The sequence below is a fragment of the Actinotignum sp. usb-actsch-213 genome (genome assembly GCF_059085665.1).
The window spans coordinates 1-15,519 of record NZ_JBHNSQ010000080.1; the positions used below are offsets into that span (position 1 = coordinate 1).

At 60.9% G+C, this 15,519-nt stretch carries 16 protein-coding genes; 9 read left to right on the plus strand and 7 right to left on the minus strand.

Annotation, left to right across the window (positions count from 1 at the left end; translation table 11 throughout):
- Positions 1 to 291 precede the first annotated feature (291 nt).
- Positions 292 to 1,371 carry a 2,3-butanediol dehydrogenase gene (locus AC5RK6_RS08435; RefSeq protein WP_274734495.1) on the plus strand — a complete coding sequence of 360 codons (1,080 nt, stop codon included), beginning with the start codon at positions 292 to 294 and terminating at the stop codon, positions 1,369 to 1,371.
- Between the two features lie 71 nt (positions 1,372 to 1,442).
- Here the strand turns inward: AC5RK6_RS08435 and AC5RK6_RS08440 are convergent, their stop codons facing one another.
- Positions 1,443 to 2,252, minus strand: coding sequence for a serine hydrolase domain-containing protein (locus tag AC5RK6_RS08440; protein ID WP_274734494.1), 810 nt, complete (start codon positions 2,250 to 2,252; stop codon positions 1,443 to 1,445).
- Between the two features lie 145 nt (positions 2,253 to 2,397).
- Here AC5RK6_RS08440 and AC5RK6_RS08445 point away from each other — a divergent pair, with 145 nt between their 5' ends.
- The 4 genes from AC5RK6_RS08445 (at position 2,398) to AC5RK6_RS08460 (ending at position 6,981) form a co-directional block, all read left to right on the plus strand.
- The gene (locus AC5RK6_RS08445) at positions 2,398 to 3,831 is read left to right on the plus strand and encodes a GntT/GntP/DsdX family permease (RefSeq protein ID WP_284911984.1); all 1,434 of its coding nucleotides are present in this window, start codon (positions 2,398 to 2,400) and stop codon (positions 3,829 to 3,831) included.
- A gap of 94 nt (positions 3,832 to 3,925) precedes the next feature.
- Entirely contained in the window at positions 3,926 to 5,272 is a 1,347-nt protein-coding gene (gene dsdA, locus AC5RK6_RS08450; RefSeq protein ID WP_274734491.1) for a D-serine ammonia-lyase, read from the plus strand.
- Positions 5,273 to 5,394: 122 nt separating this feature from the next.
- The gene (locus AC5RK6_RS08455; protein WP_274734489.1) at positions 5,395 to 6,147 is read left to right on the plus strand and encodes a helix-turn-helix transcriptional regulator; all 753 of its coding nucleotides are present in this window, start codon (positions 5,395 to 5,397) and stop codon (positions 6,145 to 6,147) included.
- 60 nt (positions 6,148 to 6,207) lie between these two features.
- Positions 6,208 to 6,981, plus strand: coding sequence for an HAD-IIA family hydrolase (locus AC5RK6_RS08460; protein ID WP_026429073.1), 774 nt, complete (start codon positions 6,208 to 6,210; stop codon positions 6,979 to 6,981).
- A 151-nt stretch (positions 6,982 to 7,132) separates the two neighbouring features.
- Here the strand turns inward: AC5RK6_RS08460 and AC5RK6_RS08465 are convergent, their stop codons facing one another.
- Both AC5RK6_RS08465 and AC5RK6_RS08470 read right to left on the minus strand, forming a co-directional pair.
- Positions 7,133 to 7,774: a hypothetical protein gene (locus AC5RK6_RS08465; protein ID WP_274734487.1), complete on the minus strand. Its 642-nt coding sequence runs from the start codon at positions 7,772 to 7,774 to the stop codon at positions 7,133 to 7,135.
- On the minus strand, positions 7,752 to 7,982 hold the full coding sequence (locus AC5RK6_RS08470) for a hypothetical protein (protein WP_274734485.1): 231 nt from the start codon (positions 7,980 to 7,982) through the stop codon (positions 7,752 to 7,754). Before AC5RK6_RS08470 ends, AC5RK6_RS08465 begins: the two co-directional genes overlap by 23 nt.
- Positions 7,983 to 8,386: 404 nt before the next feature.
- Between AC5RK6_RS08470 and AC5RK6_RS08475 the strand changes: the two genes are divergently transcribed.
- On the plus strand, positions 8,387 to 9,760 hold the full coding sequence (locus AC5RK6_RS08475) for an MFS transporter (protein WP_435730820.1): 1,374 nt from the start codon (positions 8,387 to 8,389) through the stop codon (positions 9,758 to 9,760).
- A gap of 71 nt (positions 9,761 to 9,831) precedes the next feature.
- Here the strand turns inward: AC5RK6_RS08475 and AC5RK6_RS08480 are convergent, their stop codons facing one another.
- Complete coding sequence (locus AC5RK6_RS08480; protein ID WP_435730819.1) at positions 9,832 to 10,662, minus strand: exodeoxyribonuclease III; 831 nt, start codon at positions 10,660 to 10,662, stop codon at positions 9,832 to 9,834.
- A 42-nt stretch (positions 10,663 to 10,704) separates the two neighbouring features.
- On the opposite strand from AC5RK6_RS08480, the gene AC5RK6_RS08485 reads away from it, so the two are divergent.
- The gene (locus AC5RK6_RS08485) at positions 10,705 to 11,472 is read left to right on the plus strand and encodes an SDR family NAD(P)-dependent oxidoreductase (protein ID WP_274734482.1); all 768 of its coding nucleotides are present in this window, start codon (positions 10,705 to 10,707) and stop codon (positions 11,470 to 11,472) included.
- Positions 11,473 to 11,646: 174 nt separating this feature from the next.
- Here the strand turns inward: AC5RK6_RS08485 and AC5RK6_RS08490 are convergent, their stop codons facing one another.
- Positions 11,647 to 12,582, minus strand: a complete 936-nt coding sequence (locus AC5RK6_RS08490) for a hypothetical protein (protein ID WP_274734481.1) — start codon at positions 12,580 to 12,582, stop codon at positions 11,647 to 11,649.
- 179 nt (positions 12,583 to 12,761) lie between these two features.
- On the opposite strand from AC5RK6_RS08490, the gene AC5RK6_RS08495 reads away from it, so the two are divergent.
- Both AC5RK6_RS08495 and aroB read left to right on the plus strand, forming a co-directional pair.
- Positions 12,762 to 13,487: a TrmH family RNA methyltransferase gene (locus AC5RK6_RS08495; RefSeq protein WP_375712916.1), complete on the plus strand. Its 726-nt coding sequence runs from the start codon at positions 12,762 to 12,764 to the stop codon at positions 13,485 to 13,487.
- Positions 13,488 to 13,536: 49 nt separating this feature from the next.
- Positions 13,537 to 14,694 (plus strand): 3-dehydroquinate synthase, encoded by a 1,158-nt coding sequence (aroB, locus tag AC5RK6_RS08500; RefSeq protein ID WP_435730818.1) that lies wholly within the window; start codon positions 13,537 to 13,539, stop codon positions 14,692 to 14,694.
- On the opposite strand, the gene AC5RK6_RS08505 is transcribed toward aroB, so the two are convergent.
- Both AC5RK6_RS08505 and AC5RK6_RS08510 read right to left on the minus strand, forming a co-directional pair.
- Positions 14,691 to 15,152: a RidA family protein gene (locus tag AC5RK6_RS08505; protein ID WP_279058423.1), complete on the minus strand. Its 462-nt coding sequence runs from the start codon at positions 15,150 to 15,152 to the stop codon at positions 14,691 to 14,693. The genes aroB and AC5RK6_RS08505 overlap by 4 nt on opposite strands.
- Before the next feature lie 155 nt (positions 15,153 to 15,307).
- The gene (locus tag AC5RK6_RS08510; protein WP_375713879.1) at positions 15,308 to 15,475 is read right to left on the minus strand and encodes a WhiB family transcriptional regulator; all 168 of its coding nucleotides are present in this window, start codon (positions 15,473 to 15,475) and stop codon (positions 15,308 to 15,310) included.
- Positions 15,476 to 15,519: the final 44 nt, after the last annotated feature.

Below are 15,519 nucleotides of genomic sequence, written 5' to 3' on the forward strand. Positions count from 1 at the left end.
TTATTGTGTGTGGGGTGTTACTCGGTTGGGTAACACCCCACACACATTTAACCCCGGGCCGAGCTCACTATTGCTTCGGGCCCATAGCTCTCGGCCGCACCTTGTGATAGATGCGGGAGTGGTGTACTTGCTGGGGGCCGTGGTTAGTAGGGTCATTCGTTTCAGCTCAAAAGCAAGGGCGTGCCTCCAATCCAGCGTCAAGCGAAAAAGTGGCCTGGACCTCAAAAATGCGTCGTCGTAGAGTAAACTAAAAGGCGCGCAACCGCGCACGGTCTACCCAATGGAGGAGATATGAAAGCAGCGCGTTACTACGGTAATCACGACATTCGCATCGAAGATATCGAAGAGCAGCCGCTAGAGCCCGGCACTGTGCGGGTCAAGGTTGCTTGGTGCGGTATCTGTGGAACCGACCTTCACGAATATCTCGACGGCCCCATCTTCTGTCCCGCGGAAGGCCATCCTCATCCGATTTCCGGTGAGGAAGTACCGGTTACCCTCGGGCACGAAATGTCCGGCGTCGTCGCCGAAGTAGGCGAAGGCGTGACGGACCTTGCAGCTGGCGACCACGTCGTCGTCGAACCGTATATTATCCGCGATAGCGTGGACACCGGCCCGGAATCGACCACCTACCACCTGTCCCCCGATATGAACTTCATCGGCCTGGGCGGCCGCGGTGGTGGGCTTGCCGAAAACATCGTCGTCAAGCGGCGCTGGGTTCACAAAATCCCGAATAACATCCCGCTCGACCAAGCCGCGCTCATCGAGCCGCTTTCCGTGGCCGTGCACGGCGTGGATCGCGGCGACGTCAAGGAAGGCAACTTCGCCCTGGTGGGCGGTGCCGGTCCCATCGGTGTGCTCTGCTGTGCGGTCCTCAAGGCCAAGGGGCTTACGGTCGCGGTGTCGGAACTCTCCGAACTGCGCCGCCAGCGCGCCGTCGATGCCGGCGTGGTCGACTACGCCTGGGATCCCCGCGAAGTCGATATCGTGGAGGAAACCAAGAAGCTCACCGGTGGTGTAGGTGCCAATGTTGCCTTCGAATGCACCTCGGTGGACGTGGTACTCAACCAGCTCATCGCGGCGCTCGGGCCGCGCGGCGTGCTCGTCAATATGTCCATCTGGGGACACCAGCCGAATATTGATATGCACTCCGTGGTCATGAAGGAACTGGATGTGCGCGGCGTCATCGCCTACGTGAACACCCACCCGCAAACAATTGAACTGGTTGCCTCGGGTAAGATCGACGTCTCCCCGTTCATCACCGGCAAGATCAACCTGGAAGACCTCGTAGACAAGGGCTTCGATACCCTCATCAACCGCAACGAAACCGCGGTTAAGATTCTCGTTTCCCCGAACGGCGAAGGTGAAGAATAAAATCGTAGCTCTCTGAGCGAGTCCCTTAGAAATAGCGCCCGTGGTAGGAGCACCTGCCGCGGGCGCTATTTTTATAGGCCGCGCATCTCCTCGGTTAGTGCCGGCCAGAACTTTCGGTGTTCGCGCCCGAAAGCTTGAGCGCCCAGGAATACCCCGGCCTTGCCGAGCTCCGGATCTACCCATAGGAACGAACCTGATTGACCGAAATGGCCGAAGGTGCGCGGCGAAAACGACGGGCCTGTCCAGTGGGGATGTTTCTCCCCGCGGATCTCCATGCCCAAACCCCAGGTATTATTGCGCTGCCACCCGTAGCCGGGCAGCAAGCCGGGCAATCCATCAAAATGCACGGCGCGGGCGTAGCGTGCTAACTTCGGAGAAATAAGACGCGGCCGCAGCAACTCCCCGGAAAAACGCGCCAAGTCACGCAGATTCCCCACCGCCGAATAAGCAGGGCTCGCCTCCACCGCGACCGAGCTTAGGCGCAGCGGCTCAATAACAACACGACGCACCCAATTTTGAATCGACATCCCGGTCTGATGCTCCAAATAATCACCGAGCACCTCAAAACCGTAATTCGAATAAATGCGTTTCTCCTCTACGCCTGCTCGTACCGGCCCTTCCTCCTCCGGCAAACCGGAAGCATGTGCGAGAAGATGGACAACCGTGGCACCGGGAGGGCCCGCCGGATCGTCAAAATCCGCCAGGCCGCGCTCCACCGCAATAAGGGTCGCCCAGGCCACCAGCAGCTTCGTTACCGACATGTAGGGATATATTTCCCGCGTATTCCCATAAGAAAAAGTGCAGCGCCCGGCAGCGTCGACAACTCCGAGCGCGTGCGGGAACGAAAAAGAATCCGAAGCGAGGCGGTTATCCACAGGCATGGTTCAAGTGTGCCATGCCCGCGGAAAACTTCGGGCTGGTGCAAGCTGCGCCACAGCGTGATAATAAACTTATCATGATGACAAAAGTATCTTCGTGTGTGTAGGCTGGGAATAGGCCACACTGATGTGGCGCTAACGGGAGGTTATGATGACCCTAGGAACCGGAGGGCTGATCGCAGTCCTCATCGCCGCGATTGTGCTCGTTGTTGTGCTCATCGTCGGCTTGAAATTACACGGCTCGATCGCCCTGACCATCGCGGCGATTACTGTCGCGCTGGTCACGGGCGTGAAGCCCGCGGAAGTGGGCGATGTACTCGAACAAGGCGTGGGCGGAACCCTCGGATTCCTTGTTCTTATTATTGGCTTCGGCGCAATTCTCGGGAAAATGCTGGAAGTATCCGGCGGAGCCGAACGTCTCGCCAAGGGGATGCTTCGGGTTTTCGGTGAGAAACGCGCCCCGATTGTTATGTCATTCCTCGGCTTGATTGCCGGTATTCCGGTCTTCGTGGAAGTGGGCTTCGTGCTCCTGGTTCCCCTCGTTTTCGTGGTGGCCAAGGAAGTGGGGTGCTCGAAGATCCGGGTAGGAGTGCCGCTGGCTATCTCCCTCATGGTGGTCCACTGCATCCTGCCCCCGCACCCCGCCGCTACCGCTATCGCGGGCACCCTCGGCGCAGATATCGGCATGGTTATTATGCTCGGTCTTATTGTGGGGATCCCGGCCGCTCTTATCGGCGGCCCGCTTTACACCGGAATTGGGCTGCGTCAGCTTGAACGTGCTCACGTTGCTGCGCGCGCCGGCCAGGTAAGCGGCGTCGTCGCCGCAGAAAAACCGGGCCACGAACCGAGCGAGGCACATAGTGACGCGCTTGCTGCGGGCGAAACCATCCTCAAAGATGATGCAGCGGAGCGCACCTTGCCCGGTTTCGGGATTACTCTCCTCACGATTCTGCTGCCCCTCATTATTATGGTGTGCCGCACCGTTGCGGATCAGACCCTTCCGGAGGAAAACGGCGTGCGCCAATTCGTGGACCTCGTAGGTAACCCGATTTTGGCGCTCCTCATTTCGGTGATTTTCGCGTACTTCTCGCTGGGGATTTCGCGGGGCAAGTCGCTTTCGGATCTGTCGTCGGTGACCGATTCTTCTTTCGCGCCCATCGGTGGGGTGCTCCTCATTATCGGTGCGGGCGGTGCCTTCAACGCGGTGCTGATGGCCTCTGGTATGGACAAGGCCATCGCGGGCGCCATGGGAAGCTTGCCGGTCAGCCCGCTTATCCTCGCCTGGCTCATCGCTATCGTGCTGCACTTCGCGGTAGGTAGCGCCACCGTCGCCATGATTTCCGCGGCCGGTATTGTGCTGCCGATGCTGCAAGCATCCCCGGATCTCAGTCCCGCGCTTATGGCTATCGCCGTGGGCGCCGGCGCCATCGGTCTCACCCACGTAACCGATTCGCTCTTCTGGCTGTACAAGGAATACATGGGCATCTCGGTGGGGGATGCGCTCAAGACCCTCACCGTGGGTACCACTATTGCCTCGGTGGTGGCCCTGTGCATGACCATGCTGCTTCATCTCGTCATCTAAAGGCCGCGTGGAGTAGGGCTGCGGTTTGCGCTGAGATGGCGTAGAAGTGGCGCCTCGCACTTATCTACTAACTAATCTGAGAAAGGACTCAGTCATGACAACTATCGCTGGAAAAACTCTCGAGCAATGGGTGGAGGACTACCCGCTTATTCAGGACCTCGTGGATCTCAAGGTCGCGGACTGGTTCAATCCGGAGGTGCTGCCGGCCGCGGAAGGTCTGGCAAAGGTCGGCCTCACCGTGGCTGATGTGGACGACGCCGCAGCGCGCCTCAAGCGCTGGGCCCCCTACCTCAAGCAGGTTTTCCCTGCCGCCCGCCCCACGGCTGGCATCCTGGAATCCCCGCTGGTGGCGGTTCCTACCATGCAGGCTCAGCTCGCCGAACGAAAGGGAGTGGAGATCCCGGGCCAGCTGTGGGCGAAACTTGATTCCCACCTGCCCATTTCCGGATCGATCAAGGCCCGCGGCGGGGTTTACGAAGTACTCAAGCACGCCGAAGAACTCGCGCTGGAAGCCGGCCTCATCACCCTTGAGGATGACTACCGCAAGCTGGATACCGAAGAAGCGCGAAAGTTCTTCTCCCAATACAAGGTGGCGGTGGGTTCCACCGGCAACCTGGGGTTATCCATCGGGATTATGTCCGCCCAGCTAGGTTTCCAGGCTTCGGTGCATATGTCCGCCGATGCTCGCCAGTGGAAGAAGGATAAGCTCCGCTCCCACGGCGTGAACGTGGTGGAATACGAATCGGATTACTCGGTTGCGGTGGCGCAGGGCCGCAAGGAAGCCGAATCGGATCCCACCGCCTACTTCGTGGACGATGAGAATTCCCCCTCGCTCTTCCTCGGTTACGCGGTGGCCGCGCGCCGCCTGCAAGGCCAATTCCAGTCCCTGGATGTCACGGTGGATGCCGAGCATCCGCTCATCGCCTACCTCCCCTGCGGGGTGGGTGGTGGCCCGGGCGGCGTTGCTTTCGGCCTCAAAACCGTTTTCGGCGACAACGTCCACTGCATCTTCGCTGAGCCGACCCATTCGCCCTCGATGTTCCTCGGCGTTATGACCGGCAAGCATGACGAGATCGCGGTGCAAGATTTCGGTATTGATAACCTCACTGCCGCGGACGGCCTGGCCTGCGGGCGTCCCTCGGCTTTCGTGGGTTCGCGCATGCAGTACCTCATCGACGGCTACTACACCGTTGAGGACCAGACCATGTACGAAAACGTGGCGCTCCTGGCCCACACCGAGGGCCTGCGCATCGAGCCTTCCTCCTCGACCTCCTTCGAGGGCCCCTTCCACGTGCTCGCCGCGAGCGAATACCTGGAGCGGGCGGGGCTCACCCCGGAGAAGCTCGCGGGTGCCACGCACCTCACGTGGATTACCGGCGGCAATATGGTTCCGGATAAGGAGATGGATTCCTACATCGCCAAGGGCGAAGAAACCCTGTAAAGCGGGGTAAAAAATCGGGGGTGCCACTCACTGTAGTGCGCACCCCCGCACTATGCCCGTCATTTAAGATATTTTGTCAGAAGATACAGTAATGGGGCCGTACGGAGGAAGGAGCCGGTGCCATGGAGTCGGCGGAATACGAAGCGATATCCGACGAGGTAATCTCCCGCGAGGTAATCTCCCGCGAGGTGACCTCCGGCAAAGCGATATCCCGGGAAGATAGCGAATATGTGGCCTCTTTCAAGCCGCTGGTCGAATTCCTCGGGGTGGCGCTGGGGGAGAGCACCGAGGTTGTGCTCCACGATGTGAGCGACCTCGACCATTCGGTTATCGCCATCGCCAACTCGCATGTCACCCAGCGTACTGTGGGCTCCCCGGCCACCGATCTCATGTTGCGGGTGCTGCGTGCCGGCGAAGGAACCACGGCCGATTACCTCACCGGTTACGAAGCGATTACGCCGGGTCGCGCGCGCACCTTGCGTTCGTCCACATTTTTTATACGACGACGGGGCCGCATCATTGGGATGCTCTGCCTTAATTCTGACCAAACCGTGCTGCGGCAACTGGACGAAACTGTCAAAAAAATTTCGGCCTTGTATTTCCCCAATCCCGAACGGCGCAAGGAGGCGACGGAGGAAAAGCCGGAAATTTTGGCATCCTCCGTTGCTGATATGAAAACGGCTGCCATGGAGTCGGTGCTTTCGCGCTATCACGTATCGGTGGACCACCTCACCCAAGCCGAACGCCTGGAAGTGGTGCGTTCGCTCGACGAGGATGGATTCTTCCAGCTGCGCGGTGCGGTAACCGACCTGGCGCTCGCGATGAATCTTTCCGAGCCCACCGTATATCGATATTTGCGCCAGGCGCGAGCTTGAGCGGCCGGCCCGGGGCCCTCGGCATGTTTCGGGACCTGCGAAACTCGATATCATGGCGGTATGACACGAGTGATTAAGAACTGGCTCACCGATATGGATGGTGTGCTCATCCACGAAGAAAAGGCGCTTCCGGGTGCCGCGGATTTTCTCAATAAACTCAACGAAAAAGAGTACCCCTATCTCGTTCTCACCAATAATTCGATTTTTACCCGGCGTGATCTTTCCGCGCGTTTGGAAGCTGCCGGACTGATCGTCCCGGAAGATCATATTTGGACTTCGGCGGCAGCAACCGCGAATTTCCTTGCGGATCAGGTCGAAAATAAGCGTGCCTACGTGGTGGGAGAAGCCGGCCTCACCACTTCGATGTACAACGTCGGTTTCGTGATGACGAACGTCAATCCGGAAGTGGTGGTCCTTGGGGAAACCCGAACCTATTCCATTGAAGCGCTTACCACCGCGATCCGCCTCATTAATAAGGGTGCCCGGTTCATTGCCACCAACCCGGATGTGACGGGTCCTTCCGATCTGGGGCCGATTCCGGCAACCGGGGCGGTGGCCGCCATGATTACCGCCGCCACCGGCCGCCAGCCCTATTACGTGGGCAAGCCGAATCCGGTGATGCTGCGCAAGGGCCTCAATCTTATTGACGCACATTCCGAAGAAACCGCGCTGGTAGGGGACCGGATGGATACCGATATCCTCGCGGGCATGGAAGCCGGGCTGCAAACCCACCTGGTGCTCTCCGGCTCGACGGCCCAGGAGGAAATCGTGAACTTCCCCTACCGCCCGGATTACGTGCATCCTTCCATCGCGGAAGTGGCGGAGCTGCTCTAGCTGCTTCTTATGCGGGCGGCCTATTTTACTGAGAGGGGTCCGTGCATACAGCTTTGTGCACGGGCCCCTCTGGCCGTATGAGGTCTTCTACGTGCCATTCCCATACGTGCCGCCTGGTTTCCGCTATCGGCCCCCAATTTTTCTCGGGTGGTTATGCTTCGAGGGCTTGGAGCACATTGGCACGGTTATCGCGCACAACGGCTTTCAGCTGGATCTCCTCCCACTCCCGCATGCCTTGCTCGAGTGTTGCGCGGGCTTCGGGTGTGCATTGGGCCCCGAACTCGTCAATAACAAAAAGGATGATTTCTTCCAGGCAGGGCCGGAATCTGTGCCCGCCCACCGGGAAATGGACATCGGCAATACGGGGAGTGCGGGCTTCGTTCTTGATGCGCCGGCGAGAGCGACGGGAATGGTGACCGCCCAGGAGCAAAGCATGTGTCCATTCGTCACGATGGGCATGTACCTGGATATGCGCGCAGGGAATATTCGAGCGTGGTGAGCGAATATAGTCCCAACGCGCCAAAGGCTCGCTGTTTTTTGCTCCCCGGGTGACCGAGAACGTTGATTCATTAACAGTGAGAGATCCAGTTTCGGAATCCAGGAAAACCTCGTAATCGAAACGGATAAAAAGGAGACGATCAACGCAAATGCGCCCCGACAGTCTTTTTAGCGGAAGATCTCCTTTTGTAACCTTCTGCGTGGATAGTGAAAATTCAGGGTCAATCAACTTCCCAATCAGCTGTAGATGTGCCGCAAATTTATCGGCATGCTCATCCAAGTGTTCGTTCACCACGGTAATACTCCTCGAAACGATCCAGACCTACCATCTCGAAATAAGCGTCAGACTCGTCGGGTCCGAGCTGGTAGTTATCAGCGCGCTGGTCGAATTCTTCGCGGGTCATCCTGACCTCACGCAAAATTTCCTCTTTGCGCTTGAGAACATCTTCAAGCGATGTAAAAGTAAGGTCTGGAAACAACTTGCGTCCCCTAACAAAACTCATGACTTTGCTCCTTCAATTGCATAGTTCCGGGTGGTTTTCCCCGTCCTTCTCCGCCATTCTCGCATGGCATAGGGACACAAAAAAGAGCTTTTTACCGCCCTGTGGACAAGGGCGACGTTTGGCGATTCTGTGGATACTTCTCACCCGTTGCTTGCTGTCAAACGCAAGCTCGCACACGGGTACCGATGGTCGAATAATGAGATAGCAAGGTCTGCACCCCACCCCTAAGTTACGCTACCGTAGGTAACGCGGGTGGAGTGCTTATGCCCGACGTGCGGGTCATATGCCCGTGCCCGGTATGCGGCTTCGTGCCGACGCCCGGCGCCCGGTGCGCCGGCTCGCCGCCTCCGCGTTACCCGCTGGCCGTGCCGCGGCTGGCGGTTTCGTGTAACGACGGAGAAATCATGCGTCAGGTTCATCCTTGGCGGGTGCTCGTCTGTGCCTGCCTGCTCACCTTTATCACCGGGTGTTCATACGTTTTCTCAATTTTCCAACTCCCGGCCGCTCAGCTATACGGGCTGAGCGCGGCGATGGGTGCCTACACTCTCACGAATGCCCTCGCCCCATTGCCCATGCTGCTAGGCGGGTACTTTATTGACCGGGGCCGCGCGGTGTGGACGGCAACAATCGGCGCGCTCTGCGCGGCCATCGGCTGGGCCAGCGCAGCCTGCGCGAGTTCCCCGGTCCACTTCGTGCTCGGCTACGGACTCATCGGTGGCATTGGAATGGGCCTGGTGCTCACCTCCGCGCTCTCCAATACCCTACGTTTCTTCCCGGGCCGGCGCGGGCTTATTTCCGGCATTATTTCCTGTGTGAACGGTGCCTCTGGCATCGTTATGGCGCCCCTGGCCCAGCGACTTCTCGATTCCAGCGACTTGCGCACCACCTTACTGGTCTTTGCGAGCCTTTACGCGGTGATCGCGCTCGTCGTGGCCTTAAATTATCGCGCCGCCCCGGTGGAGGGTGTAGCCGCGCCCGCCGCGCCCGCCACCGAAGTACGTCCGGCGCCCGCCACCGAATCGACGCCCGCCACCGAATCACGTCCGGCGCCCGAGGGCCGCGCCCGCGCTTCGCTCACCACCCGCGCGTCCCTCACCACTCGCGCGTCCCTCACCACCGGCCAAATGCTCGCGACCCCTGATTTCTGGCTCATTTTCGCCATCTTCATCGCCGGGGCCTTCTCGGGGCTCATGATTGTCTCCAATGCGGCTCCCATCGCGGCAAAAATGTTCCACTTCTCCGCGGCCAACGCCGCGCTTTTCGTCTCCCTCTACGCCTGCGCCGGAACCGCGGGGCGTTTCTGCTTCGGCTGGCTTGCCGACCGCCTCGGCCATGCCCGCACCCTCGAAGTCACTTTTTGCTGCGACGCTTTCGGCTTGCTGCTCCTCATCGTGGGTGGACACGACGTATTCGGGGGAGCGGGTACGTTCGGCGCCGCGAGCGGTGCCGGCAACCTGGCCAGCGGGATGTTCCTGGCGGGCGGCCTGCTCGCGCTCGGCCTGAGCTACGGTGGCACCATCGCGATCATGCCCGCCTGCGTCATGGACCGCTTCGGGCCGCGTTGGCAAGGCATTAACTACGCGCTCGCCTTCACCGGTTTTTCGGTGGCCGCTATTTTCGCCCCGCGGCTCGGCGCTCAAATCGGTGCTATGTACGACGGCGATTACACCCGCGCCTTCCTCTACGCCATCATTGCCTCGGCCACGGGGCTGGGCTGCGCGCGGATTTTGTATCTGCGTACCCGCCGGCGCCGCGCCCAGATCACCCGCGCGGCCTAGCGTGGTGGGCACGCGCCACAGCCCCGCTGCCTAAGCCGCACGGGGCGCCGTGCCCGCCACAATCCCTCCGCCTAGCCCGCAAACTCCATAATGACCGGGACGTGATCGGAAGCACCTTTGCCCTTCCGCTCGTCCCGGTCAATGATGGAGCGGGTATGCCGGGCGGCCAGCGCCGGGGAAGCAAAACCGAAATCAATACGCATCCCGTGATTCTTCGGGAAGCGCAGCCGCTGGTAATCCCAGAAGGTGTAATCCGCTCCCTCGGCCGCGCGGGTAATATCCTCCACCCCGGCCTCCAGCAGTGCGGCCAGCGCCCCGCGTTCCTCCGCGGTTACATACATGCCTACGTCGTTCCGAAAATAATCAATATCCCAGACGTCAGTATCGCGCGGAGCTACATTCCAATCCCCCGCCAGCAGCAGCGGATAGTCAGGTTCCTCGCCCAGCCGCGCGCTCACCGCGGCCCGCAGTGCCTCGAGGAACTCCAGCTTGTAGTGGAAATGCGGATCCCCGTAAGCCCGCCCATTGGGAATATACAGGCTCCACACCGTGACCGCGTCCGGCCCGGTACCCAGGCGCGCTCCCAGGGCACGCGCCTCCACGGTGGGCGCGCTGAGGAGGGCGCCGTCGTCGTCGACCTTAGAAAAACCGGGCTGCCCGGGGAAGCCCACCTGCACGTTCGCGATCCCCACGCGGGAAAGAATCGCGACTCCGTTCCATTGGTTGAGGCCGGTGCAGGCGACCTCATACCCGGCGGCTTCAAAAATTTCGCGCGGGAACTGCGCGGGCGTGCATTTCGTTTCTTGTAGAAGGAGGGCGTCCAGGTCCCAGCGTTCCAGGACGGCGCGGGCGCGTTCGGCGCGGGCGCGCACAGAATTAATATTCCAGGTGGCAATACGCATAACACCAGTGTAGGGAGCCGCGGGCACGTTACCATAGCGGTTATGGGAAGTGCTCTTATTACCGGCGCCAGCGCCGGCCTCGGGCTGGAATTTGCGTGGCAGCTCGCGGCCGAAGGAAATGACCTCGTGCTCGTGGCGCGTAACCGGGCGCGTTTGGAGGCTATTGCGCATGACTTGCGCCAGGTTGCCGGGGTGCAGGTGGAGGTCCTCGCGGCAGATCTGTCGCGGCACGACGACGCACGTGCGGTTGCGCGCCGGGTAGCGCAGCATTCGCGTCCCATCGGTTTGCTCGTCAATAACGCGGGCTTTGGGCTGGGGCAGGAATTTTCTACCGGCGAATGGGAACGGGAAGAAGAAGCGCTCGACGTCATGGTCCGCGCGGTTCTCATCACATGTCACGCGGCGGCGCGGGAATTTTCGCGCCGCGGTTACGGGGGAATTATCAACGTCTCCTCGATGACGGCCGGTACCGCGCAGGGTACCTATTCGGCGCATAAAGCCTGGGTGCGTACTTTTTCCGAGGGGCTGGCCGCGGAACTGGCGCCGGCCGGGGTATCGGTCACCTGCGTGACCCCAGGGCTTATCCGCACCGAATTTCACGAACGGGCTGCGGTGGATGCTAGCCAGTGGGCCGATCTGCTTTTCGCCCAGCCCGAAGCGGTGGTGAATGCCGCGCTGGAGGCATGCCGGCGCGGGCGGGTGCTTGTTACGCCCACCCTGCTTTACAAGGCGGCTGCCGCGGCGCTGCGTATCGCACCGCGTTCCCTGGTGCGGAAATTCGCCGGGCCGGGGCTTTCTGGGCGCAACTAAAACGGACCGGCACCGTAGCAAAAACCACCCGGCTACGTAGCAAAAACCACCCGGCTACGTAGCAAAAACCACCCGGCTACGTAGCAAAAACCACCCGGCTACGTAGCAAAAAACTACCCGGCAAAAAAGCAAGCGGCCCGGCGGCTTGTGACAAGCTGCCGGGCGCGCCCAGGATTAGAAACTACCGCTGCCAGCGGGAGCCTTGCGGGCTTCATCTGGTAGCTGGAGAGGCTTGGCCTGGCGGTAATCCCAGCGCACCCGCGTTTCGGTGGGTAGGCCCTGGAAGTAGGCCGGAGCCACGATGGCCATTCCCCGCACCTCGTACGTTTTCTTATCGATGCGCACCTGCAGGTTCGCGGAATCGTCCAGTTCCAAACCGGGGGATGCCCCCTGCATTTCCTGCGCCATCGCACCGGAGAGCGGGCCAACAATAAGGTAGTTCTCCGCGTCCTCAAAGACTTGGGTGCTATCAATATCCGGGAAAATATCTTCCCCGCGGTAGGAGCCGGGCGAGGTGGGAGCATCCCCGGAATCCATGATATCGGCCATGCTTTCCTCGGTTTTACTCCAGATGCCGGCCATATTGGTATACACCGTGACGGTATCCGGCTTCGGGCTTTCCCCGATCCAGATCGCGGTGGATATCTTACTGGGCATACCTTCCGCTTCCGCCCCGGGAATCCCGGAGGCGTCAATATCCATCTGCATGGCCATGAGGCGGGTGCCGGAATCCACATCGATATCAATATCGATCGTGGCAACCCCGGGGCCGGTGCCGGGCACGTCCGCGGAAATCTCCATGGACATATCAAGCCCCAGGGAGGTGCCGAAGAAATCCTGCGAGCTTTTCGCAATAACCTCATCCTGTTTGGCGATGGCGCGCTTAATAATCTCACGGGCCTGAGCGTTATCAGCCACCGGCGTGAATTGCCCGGTTTTCGAGATGCTTTCGTCAAAGAGAGGAGCGCCGCCCGAGCCGCCCTGGCCGTGCCCTTCGCTCATCAACGGGCCGGGCTTAGCTTCCGGGGTGACCAGCGCATTATTCGCGCACCCGCTCAGGATCAGGGCACCGGCGGCTACCACCGCGAGAGGTTTCCACATCTTCGTCATCGCTGCTCCACTTCTTGGGGTTTCCCGCACCCGGGCCTGGGGTGGCGAATCGTTTATTGCGCTTACGTGTACCACTGTACAAGGCCGACGGCGCCAGCGAAACACGCGGCTCCTCCAGAGGTGACCGTGAATAAGGCCGTGCGCCGTGTTCGGGGCGTGCTCGCCGGTAGACTAGGGGAGTGACAGATTCTTCCCAGTCTTGCGATTCGCTCAACGTCCCTGCGGCAACTGCCTCCGGTGAGGGTGCTGAGCTGCCCGCGCACCGCATTCCCGAACCGGGCGGCTCGCCCTACGGTGAAAAACGCACGGTTGGGGTGGGGCCACACCCGCAGCCCTGGCCGGAAGATCCCCGTTTGGACCCGCAGCTGTTGGCGGAAGGCGACCACCGTAACGTCGTCGACAAATATCGCTATTGGAGCGTGGAAGCGATCAAGGCTGATATGGCAACCCGTGCCGTGAGCGCCCATATTGCTATTGAGAATCTCCAGCACGATCTCAATATTGGGTCAATTGTGCGCAGCGCCAATGCTTTTAATATGGGTGGCGTGCATATCGTGGGGCGGCACAAGTGGAATAAGCGCGGGGCGCTTGTTACCGACCGCTACCTGACGATGTATTACCATCCCACCCCGGCTGACCTGGAAGAATGGGCCCGCGAGCACGAGTATCAGCTCATCGCCATCGATAACCAGGAAGGCGCGGTGCCCCTGGAACAATCCGAGCTTCCGGATAATTGCCTCCTGGTTTTCGGGCAGGAATCCGCCGGAATTTCCCCCGATTTACTCGAGCGTTGCGACGGCGCGGTGGAAATCACCCAGGATGGCTCCACCCGTTCCCTCAACGTCGCCGCGGCCGCGGCCATCGCTATGCACTGGTGGGTAGCCCAGCACTCCCGGCATGCCTAACTTCGGGCCACCCCGCGTTCGCACTAGTTTTACTTCCCAGGAGGATCACATGGTTACCCGCCTCAATGTTGAATTGACTCGCACCGTTGACGAGTCCTACCCGCTGCTTATCGGCACCGATCTTGCCGGTGAACTCCCCGGGGTGCTGGATGCGGCTGGGCTGAGCCGCTCCCGGGTGGCGGTTATTACCGATAGCACCGTCAATGACCTTATTGGCGCGCAGGTCATGGATGTCCTCACCCGCGCCGCACAGTCTCAGCCCGCGCCTCGCGCCCCGCGGATCTTCGTTTTCCCGGCCGGAGAAGAAAACAAAACCCGCGCCACCAAAGAACAGCTGGAAGATGCCATGCTCGCCGCCGGCTTCAACCGCGACACCGTAGTGGTGGCCCTGGGCGGCGGAGTGGTTTCCGATCTCGCCGGTTTCGTGGCCGCAACCTTCACGCGCGGGGTTCCGTATATCACCATGACGACGACGCTTGTGGGCGCGGCGGATGCCGCTATCGGGGGTAAAACCGCGGTGGATACCCCGGTGGCCACTAACCTCATCGGAGCTTTCCACCAACCGCGCGCCGTTCTTATTGATGTGGCACGCTGGGCGACTCTCACCGATGCGCAGTTGCGTGACGGCATGGGCGAAACGGTCAAGCACGCTTGCCTGGCTGACCGCGATTTCTTCGAGATTCTGGAAGACCACTTCGTGCGGCGCGGCGGGAGCGTACGGGAGATGGCGGGCGATGCCGAGCTGAGCGGCTATATTGCCCGCCGCAATGCGGAAATCAAGGTGGAGGTGGTGCAATCTGATGTGCACGAAGGTAACCGCCGCATGGCTCTCAACCTCGGCCATACCATCGGGCGGGCCCTGGAGGCCGCGTTGGATTACGCCCTCCCGCACGGGGAATGCGTGGCCATTGGGCTAAATCTGCAATGCCGGCTCGGGTTGCGCTACGGCTACCTCAGCGAAACGGAGGCTGAACGGGTGGATACCCTGCTGCGCGCCATCGGCCTGCCTACCGAGCTACCCGCCGGAGTGAGCGTGGCGGATATTATGCGCGCCATGGGCCACGATAAGAAATCGCTGGGCGGGGCTATTCGCTTCGTATTCCAACGCGGCATTGGCGCGATGGAAACTTTCGCGGGCGGCAGTTACGCGCGCGAGATCCCCAGCGCTGAGGTGCGCGAATTCCTGGAGGTTCAGCCGCGCAGTTAGTTCACCAGCACTTCGATTTCGACTTCGACGGGGGCGTCCAGCGGGAGCACACTCACGCCGACGGCGGAGCGCGTATGTGCGCCGTCGCCGCCAAAAATCTCCCCGAAAAGTTCGCTGGCGCCGTTGGCGACCTGGGGTTGCGCGGTGAAGCTCGGGGCGGACGCCACGAATACGGTGACGTGCGAAATACCGCGGATGCGATCGATGCCGCCCGCAACCTCCGCGGCCGCCGCGAGGGCGTTAATGCCGGCGATACGCGCGTAAGAATAGCCGTCTTCCGCGGTGATTTCCGCGCCGAGTTTTCCGGTGGCCGGCAGCTGGCCGTCCACGAAAGGTAGCTGCCCGGAAGTGCGCACCGTATCCCCGTGCCGTTTGGCGGGGATATAGGCGGCAACGGGAGCGGCAACCGGGGGAAGGGCGATACCCAGCTGGGTTAGACGGGTGCTGATGGTGTCCATGTGTAGGCCTCTCACGGAATCGTTGAGTGTGAGTGCGCGGAATGCCGCGCGTGATAATAGGTTATCTCGAAGGGCACGGCTGCGCGAAGTTGCGGTGCTTGCGGTGGAACGACGCCGCACCAGCTGCCCGCGGACGCAGCGCTCCCGGGGCGTGCTTAGCCTTCGCCCTCGCGCAGGGAGCGGGCTAGGCGCACCGGGCAGCGAAAACAAATCGAGCGCGCCTGGCGTTGGGCGGCTCCGCGCACAAAAAGCGAATCGGGATCGATAGCGGCGCAGGCGGCGGCATCTGCCCAATGCGGGTATAGGGCTAGTGTTGTGGTCATCCATCCCCCTCACTCCGGCGTGACGGCTTCCCGGAGAACCGCGG

Coding starts and splice junctions, on each gene's coding strand:
- AC5RK6_RS08470 (WP_274734485.1), bottom strand. CDS start 7,982: ATGAGTTTTGTTAGGGGACGCAAGTTGTTTCCAGACCTTACTTTTACA.
- AC5RK6_RS08490 (WP_274734481.1), bottom strand. CDS start 12,582: ATGACGAAGATGTGGAAACCTCTCGCGGTGGTAGCCGCCGGTGCCCTG.
- AC5RK6_RS08510 (WP_375713879.1), bottom strand. CDS start 15,475: ATGACCACAACACTAGCCCTATACCCGCATTGGGCAGATGCCGCCGCC.
- AC5RK6_RS08505 (WP_279058423.1), bottom strand. CDS start 15,152: ATGGACACCATCAGCACCCGTCTAACCCAGCTGGGTATCGCCCTTCCC.
- AC5RK6_RS08475 (WP_435730820.1), top strand. CDS start 8,387: ATGCGTCAGGTTCATCCTTGGCGGGTGCTCGTCTGTGCCTGCCTGCTC.
- AC5RK6_RS08480 (WP_435730819.1), bottom strand. CDS start 10,662: ATGCGTATTGCCACCTGGAATATTAATTCTGTGCGCGCCCGCGCCGAA.
- AC5RK6_RS08435 (WP_274734495.1), top strand. CDS start 292: ATGAAAGCAGCGCGTTACTACGGTAATCACGACATTCGCATCGAAGAT.
- AC5RK6_RS08440 (WP_274734494.1), bottom strand. CDS start 2,252: ATGCCTGTGGATAACCGCCTCGCTTCGGATTCTTTTTCGTTCCCGCAC.
- AC5RK6_RS08455 (WP_274734489.1), top strand. CDS start 5,395: ATGGAGTCGGCGGAATACGAAGCGATATCCGACGAGGTAATCTCCCGC.
- aroB (WP_435730818.1), top strand. CDS start 13,537: ATGGTTACCCGCCTCAATGTTGAATTGACTCGCACCGTTGACGAGTCC.
- AC5RK6_RS08445 (WP_284911984.1), top strand. CDS start 2,398: ATGATGACCCTAGGAACCGGAGGGCTGATCGCAGTCCTCATCGCCGCG.
- dsdA (WP_274734491.1), top strand. CDS start 3,926: ATGACAACTATCGCTGGAAAAACTCTCGAGCAATGGGTGGAGGACTAC.
- AC5RK6_RS08460 (WP_026429073.1), top strand. CDS start 6,208: ATGACACGAGTGATTAAGAACTGGCTCACCGATATGGATGGTGTGCTC.
- AC5RK6_RS08485 (WP_274734482.1), top strand. CDS start 10,705: ATGGGAAGTGCTCTTATTACCGGCGCCAGCGCCGGCCTCGGGCTGGAA.